This window comes from Bacillus sp. 1780r2a1 (assembly GCA_024134725.1).
Lineage (GTDB): Bacteria > Bacillota > Bacilli > Bacillales > Bacillaceae_H > Priestia > Priestia aryabhattai_A.
This window is the reverse complement of the sequence record CP099863.1, coordinates 114,850-135,057: the sequence shown is the minus strand read 5'-3', so window position 1 is coordinate 135,057 and position 20,208 is coordinate 114,850. Positions and strand designations below refer to the sequence as shown.

Here is a 20,208-nt window from a genome sequence, read left to right as displayed (position 1 = left end):
CTCCTCTCATATTAGCGTCTTGTTTTCTTATCGTCACTTGCGTGACCTTTATAAGTACGAGTTGGTGCGAATTCACCAAGTTTATGACCTACCATATCTTCAGTTACATAAACAGGTACATGTTTACGACCGTCATATACAGCAATAGTGTGACCGATGAATTGAGGGAAAATAGTTGAACGACGAGACCAAGTTTTAACAACTTGTTTGCTGTCTGTTTCGTTTAACTTCTCAATTTTATTAATTAAGTGTCCATCAACAAAAGGTCCTTTTTTTAAGCTGCGACCCATAAGTGAACCTCCCTTCGTGATTGTTCTACGGTTCGCTTGAACCGTAGCTCAATCCCGTTATTTTTTACGACGACGAACGATAAATTTATCGGATTTATTTTTCTTCTTACGAGTTTTAAATCCAAGTGTTGGTTTGCCCCATGGACTCATTGGAGACTTACGTCCGATAGGTGAGCGTCCTTCACCACCACCGTGTGGGTGATCATTAGGGTTCATTACAGAACCACGAACAGTTGGACGAATACCTAACCAACGAGAACGACCAGCTTTACCAATGTTGATTAGTTCGTGTTGCTCGTTACCTACTTGACCTACAGTAGCGCGGCAAGTAGCAAGAATCATGCGAACTTCACCAGAAGTTAAACGTACTAATACGTATTTACCTTCTTTACCAAGTACTTGTGCAGAAGCACCAGCTGAACGTACTAATTGTCCACCTTTACCTGGTTTTAATTCGATGTTGTGTACTACTGTACCAACAGGAATGTTTGCTAGTGGAAGAGCGTTACCTACTTTAATGTCAGCTTCAGTACCTGACATAACTTCCATACCTACTTTAAGGTTTTTAGGAGCAAGAATGTAACGTTTTTCACCATCAGCATAATTGATTAATGCGATGTTTGCTGAACGGTTTGGATCATACTCGACTGTAGCAACGCGTCCAGGTATTCCATCTTTATCGCGTTTAAAGTCGATGATACGGTATTGACGTTTGTGCCCACCACCTTGGTGACGAACAGTGATTTTACCTTGGTTGTTACGACCACCTTTGCGTGTAACAGGTGCAAGTAACGATTTTTCTGGTTTGTCAGTAGTGATTTCAGCGAAATCTGAAACAGACATACCACGACGACCATTTGAGGTTGGTTTGTACTTTTTAATCGCCATCTCAATTTCCCTCCTTCTCTATTAATCTTAAGCTTCGAAGAATTCGATTTCGTTGCTTTCTTGAGTTAGCGTTACTACCGCTTTACGACGACGGTTTGTAAGACCGCTATAACGACCTACACGTTTGAATTTACCTTTGTAGTTCATGATGTTTACTTTTTCAACTTTTACGTCAAAGATTCTTTCGATCGCATCTTTAACTTCAGTTTTATTAGCTTTAACATCAACTTCAAAAGTGTATTTCTTCTCAGTCATTAAGTCTGTTGAACGTTCTGTAATTACGGGGCGCTTAATAATATCACGAGGATCTTTCATTATGCAAGCACCTCCTCTACTTTTTCAACTGCGTCTTTAGTAATTACAAGCTTATCGTGATTAATAACGTCTAATACGCTTAATCCGTTAGCTGTAACAACTGTTACACCAGGAATGTTACGTGCTGAAAGTGCAACATTTTCATTAAGATCAGCAGTTACTACTAATGCTTTGCGCTCTACTGTTAGGTTTTTAAGAACTGCTACCATATCTTTTGTTTTTGGAGCATCAAAAGATAAAGCTTCAAGTACAACAATGCTGTTATCTTGAACTTTTGTAGATAAAGCAGACTTAATAGCTAAACGACGAACTTTTTTAGGTAACTTGTAGCTATAGCTTCTTGGAACTGGACCAAATACTACGCCACCACCACGCCATTGTGGAGAACGGATAGATCCTTGACGCGCACGACCAGTACCTTTTTGACGCCATGGCTTACGACCACCACCACGTACTTCAGAACGATTTTTTACTTTAGAAGTACCTTGACGCATCGCTGCACGTTGCATGATGATTGCATCAAAAAGTACTTTGTTATTAGGTTCGATACCGAAAACGGCATCTTGTAATTCGATTTCACCAACGTTTTTACCGTCTTGGTTAAACAATGCTACTTTTGGCATTGGTTATTCCTCCTTTCTCGAAGAATTATTATTTAGATTTAACCGCAGATTTTACAGTTACTAGAGATTTTCTAGCTCCTGGCACGTTACCTTTTACTAATAAAAGGTTGCGTTCTACGTCAACTTTTACGATTGATAAGTTTTGAACTGTAATGCGCTCTCCACCCATGCGTCCTGGTAATAATTTACCTTTGAATACGCGGTTTGGAGCAACAGGACCCATTGAACCTGGGCGACGGTGGTAACGAGAACCGTGAGACATTGGTCCACGAGATTGTCCGTGGCGTTTAATAGCACCTTGGAAACCTTTACCTTTTGAAACTCCTGTTACATCGATTACATCGCCTTCTGCGAAAATATCAACCTTGACTTCTTGACCAACTTCATATTCTGAAGCGTTCACTCCGCGTAACTCACGGATGAAGCGCTTAGGAGCAGTATTAGCTTTAGAAGCGTGTCCTTTAGCAGGTTTGTTAGATAATTTCTCACGAATATCTTCAAAACCTAATTGGATTGCTTCGTAACTGTCTGTCTCAGCGTTTTTAACTTGAAGAACTACGTTTGGAGTAGCTTCAATTACTGTTACAGGGATTAAATCACCGTTTTCAGCGAATACTTGAGTCATACCGATCTTTCTTCCTAAGATTCCTTTGGCCATTAGTCACACCTCCTAAGTATGTCTTCATTCTTTATTTTAAATTAAAGTTTAATTTCGATATCTACACCAGATGGTAAATCTAAACGCATTAATGAATCAACAGTTTGTGGTGTTGGATTCACGATATCAATTAAGCGTTTATGCGTGCGCATTTCGAATTGCTCACGAGAATCTTTATATTTGTGCACAGCACGTAGAATTGTATAAACTGATTTCTCAGTTGGTAACGGAATCGGACCAGATACTGTAGCGCCAGAGCGTTTAGCAGTTTCTACGATTTTCTCAGCTGATTGATCAAGAATTCTGTGATCGTATGCTTTTAAACGAATGCGAATTTTTTCTTTTGCCATTATTTTCCCTCCTTTTTCGCCTATCTTTCTAAATAGACATTCTCCGCGGAAATTTCCCCACACTCGCCATGGCAAAGCGGCCGGGTGTGTCGGCAACCTTCCGCATCATCGCAGTCAAAGACCAACATTCTTATTGTACTAAAAATGGGCCGGTATTGCAACAGTCTTTATAAAAAATATAAAACTTTTTTTCTGTTGCGCACTTTTCTCATTATATATAAAACAAATACACAATGCAAGTGTAATAATAAAATCTCTATTTACCTTTTATGACCAAAAAAAAGAAGCAGGAGATCCTGCTTCTTTTTTAAGAGTAAGAGATTACTCAGTGATTGTAGCTACAACGCCAGCGCCTACTGTACGTCCACCTTCACGGATTGAGAATTTAGTTCCTTCTTCAATCGCGATTGGAGCGATAAGTTCAACAGTCATTTCGATGTTGTCGCCAGGCATTACCATTTCTACGCCTTCAGGTAGGTTACAAATACCAGTTACATCAGTTGTACGGAAGTAGAACTGAGGACGGTAGTTGCTGAAGAATGGAGTGTGACGTCCACCTTCTTCTTTAGAAAGAACGTATACTTCAGCTTTGAATTTAGTGTGTGGAGTGATTGTACCTGGCTTAGCAAGTACTTGTCCACGTTGGATATCTTCACGAGAAACACCGCGAAGTAAAGCACCGATGTTGTCACCAGCTTCAGCATAATCAAGAAGCTTACGGAACATTTCTACACCAGTTACAGTAGTAGATTTTGATTCTTCAGCTAAACCGATGATGTCTACAACGTCACCAACTTTAACTTGTCCACGCTCAACACGACCAGTAGCAACTGTACCACGACCAGTGATTGAGAATACGTCCTCAACTGGCATCATGAATGGCTTTTCAGTGTCACGCTCTGGAGTTGGGATGTACTCATCAACAGCGTCCATAAGCTCGATGATTTTAGCTTCCCAATCAGCATCTCCTTCAAGAGCTTTAAGAGCAGAACCTTTGATTACAGGTACATCGTCACCTGGGAAGTCGTATTCAGAAAGAAGGTCACGTACTTCCATTTCTACTAATTCAAGTAACTCTTCGTCGTCTACCATGTCACATTTGTTTAAAAATACAACTAGGTATGGAACACCTACTTGACGAGAAAGAAGGATGTGCTCACGAGTTTGTGGCATTGGGCCGTCAGCAGCAGATACTACTAAGATACCGCCGTCCATTTGTGCAGCACCAGTGATCATGTTTTTAACGTAGTCAGCATGTCCTGGGCAGTCAACGTGTGCGTAGTGACGAGTGTCAGTTTCGTACTCAACGTGTGCAGTTGAGATTGTGATTCCACGCTCGCGCTCTTCTGGAGCAGCATCGATCATGTCGTAAGCCATAGCTGCACCTTTACCACTTTTCTTAGCAAGTACAGTAGTGATAGCAGCTGTTAAAGTTGTTTTACCATGGTCAACGTGACCAATTGTACCAATATTGGCATGTGTTTTTGAACGGTCGAATTTTTCTTTACCCATTCGTAACGCCTCCTTAATTTCTTATAATGTAAATTTATGAGGCCGTGAAAGGGAATCAACTCCACTTTCACAGCGTACATAAGTAGTTATACTTTAATAAAGGGTGAAAATCAATTATTCACCTTTATTTTTTTTAATAATTTCTTCTGAAATTGATTTTGGTACTTCTTCATAGTGATCAAAGTGCATAGAGTAGTTTCCACGACCTTGAGTATTAGAACGTAATGCAGTTGCATAACCAAACATTTCAGAAAGTGGTACGAATGCGCGTACTACTTGAGCGTTTCCGCGAGCTTCCATACCTTCTACACGTCCACGACGAGAAGTGATGTCACCCATGATGTCACCTAAGTACTCATCAGGAATTACAACTTCAACTTTCATCATTGGCTCAAGAATAACTGGGTTACATTTTGAAACTGCGTTTTTAAGTGCCATAGAAGCGGCAATTTTAAACGCCATCTCACTTGAGTCAACGTCATGGTAAGAACCGTCTACTAAAGCAGCTTTAACGTCGATTACTGGGTAGCCTGCTAATACACCATTTTGAAGTGCATCTTCAAGACCAGCCTGAACTGCAGGGATGTATTCACGTGGAACTACACCACCAACAATTTTGTTTTCGAATTCGAAGCCTTTACCTTCTTCGTTCGGTTCAAATTCAATCCAAACGTGACCGAATTGTCCACGACCACCAGATTGACGTGCAAATTTACCTTCAACTTTCGCAGAACCACGGAAAGTCTCACGGTATGCTACTTGAGGAGCACCAACGTTAGCTTCTACTTTGAACTCGCGACGCATACGGTCAACGATAATATCTAAGTGAAGTTCACCCATACCAGAGATGATAATTTGACCAGTCTCTGTGTTAGTTTCCGCACGGAAAGTTGGATCTTCTTCTTGTAGCTTTTGAAGAGCAGTTGTCATCTTATCTTGGTCAGCTTTTGATTTAGGCTCAACAGATAATGAAATAACTGGCTCTGGGAACTCCATAGACTCAAGAATAACAAGATTCTTTTCATCACATAAAGTATCACCAGTAGTAGTATCTTTCAAACCTACAGCAGCAGCGATATCTCCAGCATGTACAGATGAAATCTCTTCACGAGAGTTAGCATGCATTTGTAGGATACGTCCTACACGCTCACGCTTACCTTTTGTAGAGTTTTGTACGTATGAACCAGAGTTAAGAATTCCAGAGTATACGCGGAAGAATGTTAATTTCCCTACGTATGGATCTGTCATTACTTTAAACGCTAAAGCTGAGAATGGAGCATCGTCGCTAGATGGACGTACAACTTCTTCATCAGTATCAGGAGTGATACCTTTAATTGGTGGTACATCTGTTGGAGCTGGTAAGTAATCAATTACCGAGTTCAACATTAATTGTACACCTTTGTTTTTGAACGCTGATCCACAAAGAACTGGGTAGAATTCAACGTCACAAGTACCTTTACGGATAGCAGCTTTTAGTTCTTCAACGCTAAGCTCGCCTTCTTCAAGATACTTCATCATTAATTCTTCATCAAGTTCTGCAGCAGCTTCTACAAGTTTAGCATTATATTCTTCAGCTAATTCCTTGTATTCTTCTGGAATCTCGATTTCTTGAATATCAGTTCCTAGGTCATTACCATAGTGGTAAGCTTTCATTTCCACTAAGTCAATGATTCCTGTGAATTGATCTTCAGCACCGATTGGCAATTGGATTGGGTGCGCATTTGCACCTAAACGATCATGGATCGTTTTAACAGAGTACAAGAAGTCAGCACCAATTTTGTCCATTTTGTTTACGAATACTACACGCGGTACACCGTATGTAGTAGCCTGACGCCATACAGTTTCTGTTTGAGGCTCAACACCAGATTGAGCATCAAGAACTGCCACCGCACCATCAAGTACACGAAGTGAACGTTCAACTTCTACAGTGAAGTCTACGTGTCCAGGAGTATCGATGATGTTAACACGGTGACCTTTCCAAGAAGCAGTTGTTGCAGCAGACGTGATTGTAATACCACGCTCTTGCTCCTGCTCCATCCAGTCCATTTGTGAAGCTCCTTCGTGAGTTTCACCAATTTTATGGATACGACCAGTATAATAAAGAACACGCTCAGTTGTTGTTGTTTTACCAGCATCAATATGAGCCATGATACCAATATTACGAGTGTTTTCTAAGGAGAACTCTCTTGCCATGTTAGGTATTTCTCCTTCCATATTATAATTAGTTTTTTTAGTTGATTCGTTAAAAGATTACCAACGGTAGTGAGCAAACGCTTTGTTCGCTTCTGCCATTTTGTGAGTATCTTCACGTTTCTTAACTGCAGCACCAGTGTTGTTAGCTGCGTCAAGGATTTCGTTAGCTAAACGCTCTTCCATCGTTTTTTCTCCACGAAGACGAGCATAGTTTACTAACCAACGAAGACCTAGAGTTGTACGACGCTCTGGACGTACTTCTACAGGAACTTGGTAGTTAGAACCCCCTACACGGCGTGCTCTAACTTCTAATACAGGCATGATGTTTTTAAGAGCTTGGTCGAATACTTCCATAGCTTCTTTACCACTGCGCTCTTGTACTAGATCGAATGCTCTATAAAGAATAGCTTGTGACTTACCGCGCTTTCCATCAAGCATCATTTTGTTGATTAAGCGTGATACAAGCTTTGAATTGTAAATTGGATCTGGTAATACGTCTCTCTTTGCGACTGGACCCTTACGTGGCATTCTAATTTCCTCCTTTCACTTATGAGAATAGTTCTATTTGTTGTTTATATTATTTTTTAGCTGCTTTTGGTCGCTTAGTACCATATTTAGAACGACCTTGCATACGGCCATCCACACCAGCAGTATCTAACGCACCACGTACGATATGGTAACGTACCCCTGGTAAGTCTTTTACACGTCCACCGCGGATAAGTACCACGCTGTGTTCTTGTAAGTTGTGACCGATACCTGGGATATAAGCAGTAACCTCGATACCGTTAGTTAAACGTACACGAGCATATTTACGAAGAGCCGAGTTCGGTTTCTTCGGTGTCATAGTACCCACACGTGTACATACACCACGTTTTTGTGGAGAAGATAGGTTAGTTTGAGCTTTTTTGAAGCTGTTGTAACCTTTGTTTAAAGCAGGTGAGTCAGATTTTTGAACCTTGCTCACACGACCTTTACGGATTAATTGATTAATAGTAGGCATTTGAATTTCCTCCTTTCGGCTTTTGTAAGACCACACATCCAGGTGGTTCATTTTTTAGCAAAAAACAAAGTCTTTGAACACTAGTCCAAAAACGTGTTAACTAATAATTGCAACAGCTGCCGCATCTACTTCTATTCCACAAGCTTTTCCAAGCTCTTTCATAGAATTAACAAAACTGTAGGGAGTGTTTTCTTGCACAGCAACTTTCACTACCAAGTCGGTAATGTAGGTGTCTGCATTATCCGCAAGTATAACTTCCTTTACAATTCCTTTTTTTAAAGCTTTCACTGTCTGCTTAGTTCCTACAATAATATGATCAGCCTGTGATACTTTTTCATAAGACATTATCATATCCTCCAAAGCAACAGGTAGTTTATAGGAGCACCTTTGATATAGTATCATTCCCTAGAATGGATGTCAACTACACGATGCAGTTTTTTTAAAAAAACATCCATTCTAGAAAAATGATTACTTATTAATCGATTGTTACTGGCTCTTCAACTTGATTCTTAACTGGTTCAGCATTACGATATCTCGTCATACCAGTACCAGCAGGAACAAGTTTACCAATAATAACGTTCTCTTTAAGACCTAATAACTCATCACGTTTTCCTTTAATAGCTGCATCTGTAAGAACACGAGTTGTTTCTTGGAATGATGCTGCTGATAAGAAGGAATCTGTTTCAAGAGATGCTTTTGTGATACCAAGTAGTACAGGGCGACCAGTAGCTGGACGATTACCCTCTAGTAATACTTTTTCGTTAGCATCTGTAAATTGGTGGATGTCCAGTAGTGAACCTGGTAATACATCTGTATCTCCAGAATCCATTACTCTCACTTTACGAAGCATTTGGCGTACCATTACTTCAACGTGCTTATCACCAATTTCTACCCCTTGCATACGGTATACTTTTTGTACTTCACGCAGTAGGTATTCTTGAACAGCAGTGATATCTTTTACTTTTAATAATTCTTTCGGATCAATTGAACCTTCTGTCAACTCTTGACCACGAGCGATCTCTTGGCCTTCAGTTACCTTCAAGCGTGCGCTATAAGGAGCTGTGTAAGAGCGCGTTTCAATGTCACCTTGAACTGTAATTTCATGTTGACGGTCACGTCCTTCAGTAATTGAAGTAACGGTACCTTCGATTTCTGAAATAACAGCTTGCCCTTTAGGATTACGAGCTTCGAAAATCTCTTGGATACGAGGTAAACCTTGAGTGATGTCATCTCCGGCAACCCCACCAGTATGGAATGTACGCATTGTTAACTGTGTACCTGGCTCACCGATTGATTGAGCAGCGATGATACCAACTGCTTCACCAACTTCAACTTCTGAACCAGTCGCCAAGTTACGTCCGTAACATTTTTTACATACTCCATGACGAGTGTTACAAGTAAATGCAGAACGAATCCATACTTCTTCAACACCAGCATTTACGATTTCTTCAGCTAGATCTTCTGTAATTAATTCATTTTCTGCTACAAGTACTTCGTTTGTTTCTGGATGAACAACAGTTTTACGTGCATAACGTCCAATTAGACGCTCATCCAGCTTTTCGATTTCCTCCGTACCTTCTTTGATTGCAACAGCCAAGATTCCTCGGTCTGTACCACAATCATCATCACGAACGATAACATCTTGAGCCACATCAACAAGACGACGAGTAAGGTAACCTGAGTCAGCTGTTTTAAGGGCTGTATCGGCAAGACCTTTACGCGCACCGTGAGTAGAGATAAAGTATTCTAATACTGTTAAACCTTCACGGAAACTTGATTTGATCGGTAACTCAATGATACGTCCAGACGGGTTAGCCATCAGACCACGCATACCAGCAAGCTGCGTGAAGTTAGATGCGTTACCACGGGCACCAGAGTCACTCATCATAAAGATTGGATTTCGTTTATCTAAGGATTCCATCAGCTTACCTTGGATAACGTCTTTCGCACTACTCCAAATTGAGATTACGCGATCATAACGCTCATCTTCAGTAATTAAACCACGACGGAACTGTTTTAGAACATTATCTACTTTAGCTTGCGCTTCTTGTAAGATAACCTCTTTTTCACCTAATACAACGATATCTGCTACACCAACTGTAATACCAGCTTTAGTAGAATATTTGAACCCTAGGTCTTTCATGCGATCAAGCATTTTAGACGTTTCAGTAATCTTGAAGCGTTTGAATACTTCAGCAATGATATTACCTAAGATTTTCTTCTTAAATGGTGCAATTGCAGGTTGATTTTTAATAAATTCTTTTACGTTAGCACCTTTTTCAACAAAGTATTTATCCGGTGTCTTAACTTCAAGATTTTCTCTTGTTGGTTCGTTAATGTACGGGAACGATTTTGGTAAGATTTCGTTAAATACAAGCTTACCTACAGTCGTCACTAATAATTGTTGGTTTTGTGCTTCGGTAAATGTTTGGTTATTTAAAGAACCAGCGTAGACACCAACACGAGTATGTAAGTGTACATATCCGTTTTGGTATGCAAGCAATGCTTCGTTTGTATCTTTAAATACCATACCTTCACCCACTGCGTCTTCACGCTCAAGTGTTAAGTAATAGTTACCTAATACCATATCTTGAGATGGTGTAACAACTGGTTTACCATCTTTTGGATTCAGGATGTTTTGTGCAGCTAACATTAGGATACGAGCTTCTGCTTGTGCTTCCGCAGATAGCGGTACGTGAACGGCCATTTGGTCACCATCAAAGTCCGCATTGTATGCTGTACATACAAGTGGATGTAGACGGATTGCACGCCCTTCTACTAATGTAGGTTCAAATGCTTGGATACCTAGTCTGTGAAGCGTAGGTGCACGGTTTAAAAGAACTGGATGCTCTTTAATAACCGATTCTAATACGTCCCATACCTCAGGTTGGACACGCTCAATCTTACGTTTCGCACTCTTAATATTATGAGCTAAACCACGCTCAACTAACTCTTTCATAACAAATGGCTTAAATAACTCTAACGCCATTTCTTTTGGTAAGCCACATTGATACATCTTTAAGTTCGGTCCTACAACGATTACAGAACGTCCAGAGTAGTCAACACGTTTACCCAGTAAGTTTTGACGGAAGCGTCCTTGCTTACCTTTTAACATGTGTGAAAGAGATTTTAACGGACGGTTACCAGGACCTGTTACAGGGCGACCACGACGACCGTTATCGATTAAAGCATCTACAGCTTCTTGAAGCATACGCTTTTCGTTTTGAACGATAATGCTAGGAGCTCCAAGATCAAGTAAACGTTTTAAGCGGTTGTTACGGTTAATTACACGGCGATATAAATCGTTTAAGTCAGATGTTGCAAAACGTCCACCATCTAATTGAACCATTGGACGAAGTTCCGGTGGGATAACCGGTAAAACATCTAAAATCATCCAAGAAGGTTCATTACCAGAATGACGGAAAGCTTCCAACACTTCTAAACGCTTAATTGCGCGCGTACGACGTTGACCTTGAGCAGTTTTAAGCTCTTCTTTTAGAGCATCTACTTCTTTGTCAAGATCGATGTCTTGTAATAATTTCTTAACAGCTTCCGCACCCATCGCAGCATGGAAAGTTTTTCCGTACTTTTCACGATATGCACGATATTCTTTTTCAGATAACAGCTGTTTCTTTTCAAGCGGTGTATCACCAGCATCTGTCACAACATATGAAGCAAAATAGATAATCTCCTCTAGCGCACGAGGGGACATGTCTAAGACAAGTCCCATGCGGCTAGGGATACCTTTGAAGTACCAAATGTGCGAAACAGGTGCAGCTAGTTCAATATGTCCCATACGTTCACGACGTACTTTTGCTCTTGTTACTTCTACTCCACAGCGGTCACATACTACGCCTTTGTAACGAACACGTTTGTATTTACCACAGTGGCACTCCCAGTCCTTTTGTGGACCAAAGATACGCTCACAAAACAAACCATCTTTTTCAGGCTTTAATGTACGATAGTTGATCGTTTCCGGTTTTTTTACCTCACCGTATGACCAAGAGCGAATTTTATCTGGCGAAGCTAGACCAATTTTCATATACTCAAAGTTATTTACATCTAGCAAGGAGCCTACCTCCCTTTTAATCTACAGGTTTTTTCCCTTAACGTGCGTATAGCTTTTATATGAAAGTAATTCCTTACTCTTTAATAACAGGGTCTTTTTGACCTTCAGAAATTCCTTCTGGTTCTACATCAGACATAATAGATTCCGACTGCTGTTCTTGATCATCCTCTGAATCTACAATGTCAATCTCTTGCTCGTCAGCTGAAAGCATTTTTACATCCATACCTAAACTTTGTAACTCTTTAATTAATACTTTAAATGATTCAGGTATACCTGGCTCTGGAATGTTTTCACCTTTTACGATGGCTTCATATGTTTTCACACGACCTACAACATCATCCGACTTCACAGTTAGGATCTCTTGTAGTGTATAAGCAGCACCATATGCTTCCAGTGCCCATACTTCCATCTCTCCAAAACGTTGTCCACCAAATTGCGCTTTACCACCTAATGGCTGTTGCGTAACAAGTGAATATGGTCCAGTAGAACGTGCATGAAGCTTATCATCTACCATGTGAGCAAGTTTAATCATGTACATAATACCTACTGACACACGATTATCGAAAGGCTCACCTGTACGACCATCGTATAATACAGTTTTCGCATCACGTGACATACCTGCCTCTTCAATCGTAGCCCAAACATCTTCTTCACGAGCACCATCAAATACTGGAGATGCAACATGAATTCCAAGTTTACGAGCCGCCATACCTAAATGAAGCTCTAATACTTGCCCGATGTTCATACGAGAAGGTACCCCTAATGGGTTTAACATGATATCGATTGGCGTTCCATCTGGTAAGTAAGGCATATCTTCCTCTGGTAAAATACGCGAAATTACACCTTTGTTACCGTGACGACCGGCCATTTTGTCACCTTCAGAAATTTTACGCTTCTGAACGATATATACGCGAACAAGTTGGTTAACACCTGGTGGTAATTCATCGCCATCTTCACGATTGAAGACTTTAACGTCAAGGATAATTCCGCCTCCACCATGTGGTACACGTAATGAAGTATCACGAACCTCACGTGCTTTTTCACCAAAGATCGCATGTAATAAGCGCTCTTCAGCAGTTAGTTCCGTAACACCTTTAGGCGTTACTTTACCAACTAAAAGATCACCATCTTTAACTTCGGCACCAATGCGAATGATACCACGCTCATCTAGGTTACGAAGAGCGTCTTCACCCACGTTTGGAATATCGCGTGTGATTTCTTCTGGTCCTAGTTTTGTATCACGAGACTCAGATTCATATTCTTCAATATGAACAGAAGTATATACATCGTCTTTTACAAGACGTTCACTCATGATAATAGCATCCTCATAGTTATATCCGTCCCAAGTCATGAAACCTACTAAAACGTTACGTCCTAATGCAAGCTCTCCTTTTTCCATAGAAGGGCCATCAGCTAGGATTTCACCTTTTACAACTTCATCGCCAACTGAAACAATTGGACGTTGGTTGTAGCAAGTACCTTGGTTAGAACGAATGAACTTAAGAAGCTTGTATTTATCTAAGTTTCCTTTAACCTTTTGTCCATCTACTTCTTCATAACGACGAACAAAAACTTGTTTTGCTTCTACGCGCTCAACAACACCAGGATGCTTACAGATAACTGCAGCCCCTGAGTCTTTACCAGATACATATTCCATACCTGTTCCGACAAGTGGTGCTTCTGGATTTAACAACGGCACTGCTTGACGTTGCATGTTGGCACCCATTAATGCACGGTTTGAATCATCATTCTCTAAGAATGGAATACAAGCTGTTGCCGCAGATACTACTTGCTTTGGCGATACATCCATGTAATCTAAACGATCGCGACGGATAACTGTATTTTCACCACGGAAACGAGCCACAATATTTTCATCTAAGAAAGAGCCGTCTTCGCCTAGGCGTGCATTTGCTTGGGCAACTACATAGTTATCTTCTTCATCAGCAGTTAAGTAATCAATTCTTGACGTAACTTTACCTGTTTCAGGATCGATACGACGATATGGCGTTTCAATAAAGCCAAATTTATTCACTTTTGCATAAGAAGATAATGAGTTGATTAACCCAATGTTTGGTCCCTCAGGCGTTTCAATCGGACACATACGGCCATAGTGAGAGTAGTGAACGTCACGAACTTCGAATCCAGCACGCTCACGAGTTAAACCACCTGGTCCTAATGCAGACAGACGACGCTTATGTGTCAATTCAGCTAACGGGTTTGTTTGGTCCATAAACTGAGAAAGCTGAGAACTACCAAAGAATTCTTTAATAGCAGCAATTACAGGGCGAATATTGATTAACTGTTGAGGAGTAATTGTATTCGTGTCTTGAATAGACATTCTCTCACGAACAACACGCTCCATACGAGATAACCCAATACGGAATTGGTTTTGTAACAATTCCCCTACAGAACGAAGGCGACGATTTCCTAGATGGTCGATATCATCTGTATCTCCTACTTGATGAAGCAAGTTAAAGAAGTAGCTAATTGATGCTAGAATATCAGCAGGTGTAATATTCTTCACTTCTTCTGTTACGTAAGCATTACCTGAAACTGTAATTACTTTTTCTCCATCCGGATCGTTTGGAGCATAAATCTTAATAGATTGTAACGTAACATCGTCTTCTAAAACTCCGCCAACCGGGCTATAAGTTTTGAAGTTTACTCCACTTTCAAGCATTGGAATTAAGCGATCTAACGTACGGCGGTCAATCATTGCACCTTTTTCAGCAATAATTTCGCCCGTCTCATGATCAACTAATGTTTCTGCTAATTTTTGATTAAACAAACGATGTTTAATATGAAGCTTTTTATTAATCTTGTAACGACCAACATTTGCTAAATCATAGCGCTTTGGATCAAAGAATCGAGATACAAGCAGTGATTTTGCATTTTCTACAGTTGGTGGCTCACCTGGACGTAAGCGCTCATAGATTTCTAGCAACGCTTTTTCAGTACTTTCCGTGTTATCTTTTTCAAGCGTATTACGGATGTACTCATTATCTCCAATTAAATCAATAATCTCTTGGTCTGAACCAAAACCTAATGCACGTAACAATACTGATACTGGAAGTTTACGAGTACGATCAATACGCACGTAAACAACGTCTTTTGCATCAGTTTCATATTCTAACCATGCTCCACGGTTAGGGATAACAGTAGCTGTATATCCTTTTTTACCGTTTTTATCTACTTTTCCACTGTAGTAGACGCTTGGTGAACGTACCAATTGTGATACGATAACGCGCTCAGCACCGTTAATAACAAACGTACCAGTTTCCGTCATCAATGGGAAATCACCCATAAACACATCTTGGTCTTTTACTTCACCTGTTTCTTTATTAATTAAACGCACCTTAACACGAAGAGGTGCTGCATAAGTTACATCACGTTCTTTAGATTCTTCTACTGAATACTTTGGCTCACCTAAGCTGTAGTCAATAAATTCTAGTGATAAATTACCAGTAAAATCATCGATTGGAGAAATATCCTGGAACATTTCTCTTAATCCTTCATCTAAAAACCATTGGTATGAAGCCGTTTGAATCTCGATTAAGTTTGGTAATTCTAGAACCTCACTGATACGAGCATAACTTCTGCGCTGGCGGTGGCGTCCATACTGAACTAGTTGACCTGTCAACTGATTCACCCCTCAAATCAAGCGTTATTATTCAAGACATATAATAAACTATTGTTTATTATTGAACAAAAGAAAAATGGTTTCTTTAAATAGAAAACCACAATTTCATAAAACGTACTATTGATTTTATTAGTTTTCCCATACATTCTCAAATTATACGTGTAATTTTATGTATAACAGAGGCCTATATGGAATATTTATATATTGGCATTTTATAATGCTAACATACTAAAAAATATTAGTCAACATTTTTTAGCACGTATGATATAATAGCCTTTTTTCTTCTCTACTACCTCTACTTCCTCAAATAGAGACTCTAGTTTCGCTAAAGCGGAAGGAGCTCCCTGCTTTTTTTGAATAACGACCCATAATTCACCTTGTTCAACGAGGTGATTATATGCCCCTTCAAGGATTTCATGTACAATTTTCTTACCAGCACGAATTGGTGGGTTGGTAAGAATAGTAGAGAAATCATTAATTTTCACATTACTATAGCAAGAGCTTTGATAAATTTGAACATTGTTAATACCGTTAGCTTTTGCATTTTTTTCTGACAAAGCTAATGCACGCTCATTAACATCAACCATATGCACTTGCTCATCCGGACGAAGTTTAGCTATTGTTAAACCGATAGGGCCATATCCACAACCGACATCTAGAATAGGACCTTTTACATTATTAACTTCAAAGCTATCAATTAGTACCCGCGAACCGAAATCAACTTCCTTTTTAGAGAAAACACCTCGATCACTAGTGAAACGGAAAGTTTGTCCTCGAAGTTCAAACGAAAATGTCTCTTCATTACTACTAGCCGATGGTGTGTTTGAAAAATAGTGTTCTGTCAACTGAACTCCTCCTTCTAAAAGGCATCCTCTATTACTATAAACGAATAGAGAAACAGAAGCAAAAAAGCTCGCTTGAGTAAGCGAGCTTTTTCATATCAAATGTTAAGTAGTAATTACTTAACTTCTACAGAAGCGCCAACTTCTTCAAGTTTAGCTTTTGCTTCTTCAGCTTCTTCTTTAGAAATACCTTCTTTAAGAGCTTTTGGAGCGTTATCAACGATTTCTTTAGCTTCTTTTAAGCCAAGACCAGTGATTTCACGTACTACTTTGATAACTTTGATTTTTTGGCCGCCAGCACTTTCAAGTACTAGGTCAAATTCAGTTTTCTCAGCAGCAGCTTCACCAGCAGCACCGCCAGCTACAGCTACAGGAGCAGCAGCAGTTACGCCAAATTCTTCTTCAATTGCTTTTACTAAATCGTTAAGTTCTAAAACAGTCATATTTTTAACTGCTTCAATGATTTGTTCTTGAGTCATTGTTAATTTCCTCCTTGTGATTGTGTTATATATAACAGACTAAATTATGCACCTTGTTCTTCTTTTTGATCTGCCACAGCTTTTGTAGCAAGAGCAAGGTTGCGGATTGGAGCTTGAAGAACGCTAAGTAACATAGAAAGTAAGCCTTCGCGAGATGGAAGCTCAGCAATAGCTTTGATTTGTTCAACAGTTGCTACGTTACCTTCGATAACACCAGCTTTAATTTCTAATGCTTCATGCTCTTTAGCGAAGCTGTTAAGAATTTTAGCTGGAGCAACAACGTCTTCTCCACCAAATGCAATTGCGTTTGGACCAACTAGCGCTTCGTTAAGGTCGTTTAGTTCAACCTTTTCTACAGCACGGCGAGTTAAAGTATTTTTGTATACTTTAAACTCAATACCCGCGTCACGTAATTGCTTACGAAGTTCAGTTACTTCAGCAACATTTAAGCCACGGTAGTCAACTACGATCGCTGATCCACTTGCTTTAAGTTTATCAGCAATTTCATCAACAACTAGTTTCTTTTGTTCAATTACGTTGCTCATTTTTACACCTCCTGTAGATTTCCTTCCGTACACTCATACAAGGTGCAAATAAAACACCTCCATGACAACTAAGACATGGAGGTGTTATAAGCGAATCAGAACGTTCACTAATTTATCACACACACCTCGGTAGGAAATTAAGCCTTAAAGGCACCTACTGTCTACGGTACAAATGTTATTTTTTTTTAACAACATTATCTATTGTAATCAGTTCGACTTATAAAGTCAACACCAATTTATTTCCAATAATTAGTTAGCTGCGCTGAAAGTTGCGATATCAACTTTGATACCAGGGCCCATAGTTGAAGATACAGCTAAGTTCTTCATGTATGTTCCTTTTGCAGCTGCAGGCTTAGCTTTTTGCATAGTTTCGAAGATTGTAGTGAAGTTTTCAACTAACTTGCTATCTTCGAATGATACTTTACCGATTGGTACGTGGATGTTACCAGCTTTATCAACGCGGTATTCTACTTTACCAGCTTTGATTTCATTAACTGCTTTCTCAACATCAAATGTTACAGTACCAGTCTTAGGGTTTGGCATTAAACCTTTTGGCCCTAATACGCGACCAAGTTTACCAACTTCACCCATCATGTCTGGTGTAGCAACGATTACGTCAAACTCGAACCAACCTTGTTGGATTTTGTTGATGTAATCAGAATCGCCAACGTAGTCAGCTCCAGCAGCTTCTGCTTCTTTCGCTTTCTCACCTTTAGCGAATACTAATACACGTTGAGTTTTACCAGTACCATTTGGAAGTACTACTGCACCACGAATTTGTTGGTCAGCTTTTTTAGGGTCAACGCCTAAACGGAATGCTACTTCAACAGTTGCATCAAATTTAGTTGTGTTTGTTTTCTTTACTAATTCAATTGCTTCTTGAACTGAGTAAGCTTGTGTACGATCTACAAGCTTCGCAGCTTCAATGTACTTTTTACCTTTTTTAGCCATGTTCTTTTCCTCCTTATGTGGTATTAACGGAATAACCTCCCACTAATAAAGGTTGCGAAATGGAAGCTATCCCCTATCTCGCAACCTTCTAACACCTAATCATTTGGGATTAGTCTTCAACTACGATTCCCATGCTACGTGCTGTACCTTCTACCATACGCATTGCAGACTCAACGTTAGCAGCGTTTAGGTCAGGCATTTTTGTTTCAGCAATCTCACGTACTTTGTCACGCTTGACTGTTGCAACTTTATTACGGTTTGGTTCACCAGAACCTGACTCAATACCAGCCGCTTTCTTAAGTAATACAGCAGCAGGTGGAGTTTTCGTAATAAATGTAAATGAACGGTCTTCAAATACCGTGATTTCAACAGGAATGATTAAACCAGCTTGATCAGCTGTGCGAGCGTTAAATTCTTTACAGAATCCCATGATGTTAACACCGGCTTGACCTAATGCAGGACCAACTGGTGGTGCTGGGTTTGCTTTACCAGCAGGAATTTGTAATTTTACAAGTTTAATTACTTTTTTAGCCACGAGACACACCTCCTTAAGTCCGTGATGTGGTAATAGGGCGATGCCCTCCCACTCCAAGTTCTTTATATATAAAATAAAGAAATAGTTGTTTTAGTCTCAGGATTGAGACATACTGACTTATGAAATATTAACATTAAAACAAATGAATTGCAAGGTTTTAAAGGTTATATTTTTTCAATTTGTGTAAACTCTAACTCAACAGGTGTTTGACGTCCAAACATATCAACATGAACTTTAATTTTGCGCTTGTCTGTGTCGATTTCTTCAATTGTACCTTCAAAGTTTGCAAACGGGCCTTCTTTAACTAGAACAGTTTCTTTTAGTTCAAAGTCAAATCCAGCATGGCTTTCATCCATACCCATTTGTTTTAAAATCATTTCCACTTCTTCTGGTAATAGAGGTGTCGGTTTAGAACCTGAACCAGCTGATCCAACGAAACCTGTTACACCAGGGGTATTACGTACCACGTACCATGAATCATCTGTCATAATAATCTCTACTAACACGTAACCTGGAAATACTTTTTTCTTCGTTATCTTTTCTTTATTGTTTTTAATTTCTCTTTCTTCTTCTTCAGGTACAACTACACGAAAGATTTTATCCTGCATGCCCATTGTTTCTACACGTTTTTCTAAATTTGTCTTTACTTTATTTTCATACCCTGAATAAGTATGAACAACATACCAATTTTTCTCCATTTTTGAGGACGTAATGTCCTTCCCTCCCAGCTTCCTGTAAAGTGTTCAAGTATCTATTGCACAGAAGATAAACTAGAATATAAATACACTCTAGTTCATATCATTCTCAAAACAAATTAAAAAACCCGTAAACGGGCTTTTTAAGAAGAACTCATCATATAGTTTCATTATACCATGATTATCATTAAATTATTCAAGGGATTAAACGAATCAATGATGAGATTCCATAATCGACAATTGCGAAAAAGACGGTCATGAAAATAACTGTAGAAACAACTGTAATTGTATAGCGAACTAGTTCATTTCGTTTAGGCCAGCTGACCTTCTTCATTTCACGACCAACGTCACGCAAAAATTTCCCTACACGGTTCATGTTTGTAACCTCCATTAAAATAAAAGGGGTATTAATCTGTGCAGCTTTTTGATCTATTTTGTTTCACGATGCTGGACATGTGAGTTGCAAGATTTGCAAAACTTCTTCATCTCTAAACGAATGTTGTTTTGCTCTGTACTTTTCATCGTTGTATAGTTACGACTACCACATTCTACACATGCCATTACAACTTTTTTACGCATTTTATTAGCCACCTATATAAGTGATAATGTCTATAAGAAAGTAT

Annotated in this window: 21 protein-coding genes and 1 other annotated feature; all 21 genes read right to left on the bottom strand. The window is 39.5% G+C overall.

Annotation, left to right across the window (positions count from 1 at the left end; genetic code table 11):
* Window positions 1–11: 11 nt before the first annotated feature.
* Window positions 12–290 carry a 30S ribosomal protein S19 gene (gene rpsS, locus NIZ91_00705; GenBank protein ID USY55277.1) on the bottom strand — a complete coding sequence of 93 codons (279 nt, stop codon included), beginning with the start codon at window positions 288–290 and terminating at the stop codon, window positions 12–14.
* A 57-nt stretch (window positions 291–347) separates the two neighbouring features.
* Window positions 348–1,178: a 50S ribosomal protein L2 gene (rplB, locus tag NIZ91_00700; protein ID USY55276.1), complete on the bottom strand. Its 831-nt coding sequence runs from the start codon at window positions 1,176–1,178 to the stop codon at window positions 348–350.
* A gap of 27 nt (window positions 1,179–1,205) precedes the next feature.
* Window positions 1,206–1,493, bottom strand: coding sequence for a 50S ribosomal protein L23 (rplW, locus tag NIZ91_00695; protein USY55275.1), 288 nt, complete (start codon window positions 1,491–1,493; stop codon window positions 1,206–1,208).
* On the bottom strand, window positions 1,493–2,116 hold the full coding sequence (rplD, locus tag NIZ91_00690) for a 50S ribosomal protein L4 (protein USY55274.1): 624 nt from the start codon (window positions 2,114–2,116) through the stop codon (window positions 1,493–1,495). The genes rplW and rplD overlap by 1 nt, the downstream gene beginning before the upstream one ends.
* A 28-nt stretch (window positions 2,117–2,144) precedes the next feature.
* Entirely contained in the window at window positions 2,145–2,774 is a 630-nt protein-coding gene (gene rplC / locus NIZ91_00685) for a 50S ribosomal protein L3 (GenBank protein USY55273.1), read from the bottom strand.
* Between the two features lie 41 nt (window positions 2,775–2,815).
* Complete coding sequence (gene rpsJ, locus NIZ91_00680) at window positions 2,816–3,124, bottom strand: 30S ribosomal protein S10 (GenBank protein ID USY55272.1); 309 nt, start codon at window positions 3,122–3,124, stop codon at window positions 2,816–2,818.
* 321 nt (window positions 3,125–3,445) lie between these two features.
* On the bottom strand, window positions 3,446–4,636 hold the full coding sequence (gene tuf, locus NIZ91_00675; GenBank protein USY55271.1) for an elongation factor Tu: 1,191 nt from the start codon (window positions 4,634–4,636) through the stop codon (window positions 3,446–3,448).
* Window positions 4,637–4,750: 114 nt separating this feature from the next.
* Window positions 4,751–6,829, bottom strand: coding sequence for an elongation factor G (fusA, locus tag NIZ91_00670; GenBank protein USY55270.1), 2,079 nt, complete (start codon window positions 6,827–6,829; stop codon window positions 4,751–4,753).
* A gap of 57 nt (window positions 6,830–6,886) precedes the next feature.
* Window positions 6,887–7,357 carry a 30S ribosomal protein S7 gene (gene rpsG / locus NIZ91_00665; protein ID USY55269.1) on the bottom strand — a complete coding sequence of 157 codons (471 nt, stop codon included), beginning with the start codon at window positions 7,355–7,357 and terminating at the stop codon, window positions 6,887–6,889.
* 49 nt (window positions 7,358–7,406) lie between these two features.
* On the bottom strand, window positions 7,407–7,829 hold the full coding sequence (gene rpsL / locus NIZ91_00660; GenBank protein USY55268.1) for a 30S ribosomal protein S12: 423 nt from the start codon (window positions 7,827–7,829) through the stop codon (window positions 7,407–7,409).
* A gap of 96 nt (window positions 7,830–7,925) precedes the next feature.
* A complete protein-coding gene (locus NIZ91_00655) occupies window positions 7,926–8,174 on the bottom strand; it encodes a 50S ribosomal protein L7ae-like protein (protein ID USY55267.1) in 249 nt (82 codons plus the stop codon).
* A 130-nt stretch (window positions 8,175–8,304) separates the two neighbouring features.
* Window positions 8,305–11,898 (bottom strand): DNA-directed RNA polymerase subunit beta', encoded by a 3,594-nt coding sequence (gene rpoC, locus NIZ91_00650; protein USY55266.1) that lies wholly within the window; start codon window positions 11,896–11,898, stop codon window positions 8,305–8,307.
* Between the two features lie 73 nt (window positions 11,899–11,971).
* Window positions 11,972–15,538, bottom strand: a complete 3,567-nt coding sequence (rpoB, locus tag NIZ91_00645; protein USY55265.1) for a DNA-directed RNA polymerase subunit beta — start codon at window positions 15,536–15,538, stop codon at window positions 11,972–11,974.
* A 242-nt stretch (window positions 15,539–15,780) separates the two neighbouring features.
* A complete protein-coding gene (locus NIZ91_00640; GenBank protein ID USY55264.1) occupies window positions 15,781–16,383 on the bottom strand; it encodes a class I SAM-dependent methyltransferase in 603 nt (200 codons plus the stop codon).
* A gap of 113 nt (window positions 16,384–16,496) precedes the next feature.
* A complete protein-coding gene (gene rplL, locus NIZ91_00635) occupies window positions 16,497–16,859 on the bottom strand; it encodes a 50S ribosomal protein L7/L12 (protein USY55263.1) in 363 nt (120 codons plus the stop codon).
* A 44-nt stretch (window positions 16,860–16,903) separates the two neighbouring features.
* A complete protein-coding gene (gene rplJ, locus NIZ91_00630; protein USY55262.1) occupies window positions 16,904–17,404 on the bottom strand; it encodes a 50S ribosomal protein L10 in 501 nt (166 codons plus the stop codon).
* Window positions 17,405–17,445: 41 nt separating this feature from the next.
* Window positions 17,446–17,589 (bottom strand) — a sequence feature (ribosomal protein L10 leader region).
* A gap of 64 nt (window positions 17,590–17,653) precedes the next feature.
* Window positions 17,654–18,355 carry a 50S ribosomal protein L1 gene (gene rplA, locus NIZ91_00625; protein ID USY55261.1) on the bottom strand — a complete coding sequence of 234 codons (702 nt, stop codon included), beginning with the start codon at window positions 18,353–18,355 and terminating at the stop codon, window positions 17,654–17,656.
* A gap of 109 nt (window positions 18,356–18,464) precedes the next feature.
* Complete coding sequence (gene rplK / locus NIZ91_00620) at window positions 18,465–18,890, bottom strand: 50S ribosomal protein L11 (protein USY55260.1); 426 nt, start codon at window positions 18,888–18,890, stop codon at window positions 18,465–18,467.
* A 164-nt stretch (window positions 18,891–19,054) separates the two neighbouring features.
* A complete protein-coding gene (gene nusG / locus NIZ91_00615; GenBank protein ID USY55259.1) occupies window positions 19,055–19,588 on the bottom strand; it encodes a transcription termination/antitermination protein NusG in 534 nt (177 codons plus the stop codon).
* Window positions 19,589–19,781: 193 nt separating this feature from the next.
* On the bottom strand, window positions 19,782–19,961 hold the full coding sequence (secE, locus tag NIZ91_00610; protein USY55258.1) for a preprotein translocase subunit SecE: 180 nt from the start codon (window positions 19,959–19,961) through the stop codon (window positions 19,782–19,784).
* 53 nt (window positions 19,962–20,014) lie between these two features.
* Window positions 20,015–20,164: a 50S ribosomal protein L33 gene (gene rpmG / locus NIZ91_00605; protein ID USY55257.1), complete on the bottom strand. Its 150-nt coding sequence runs from the start codon at window positions 20,162–20,164 to the stop codon at window positions 20,015–20,017.
* Between the last annotated feature and the right edge of the window lie 44 nt (window positions 20,165–20,208).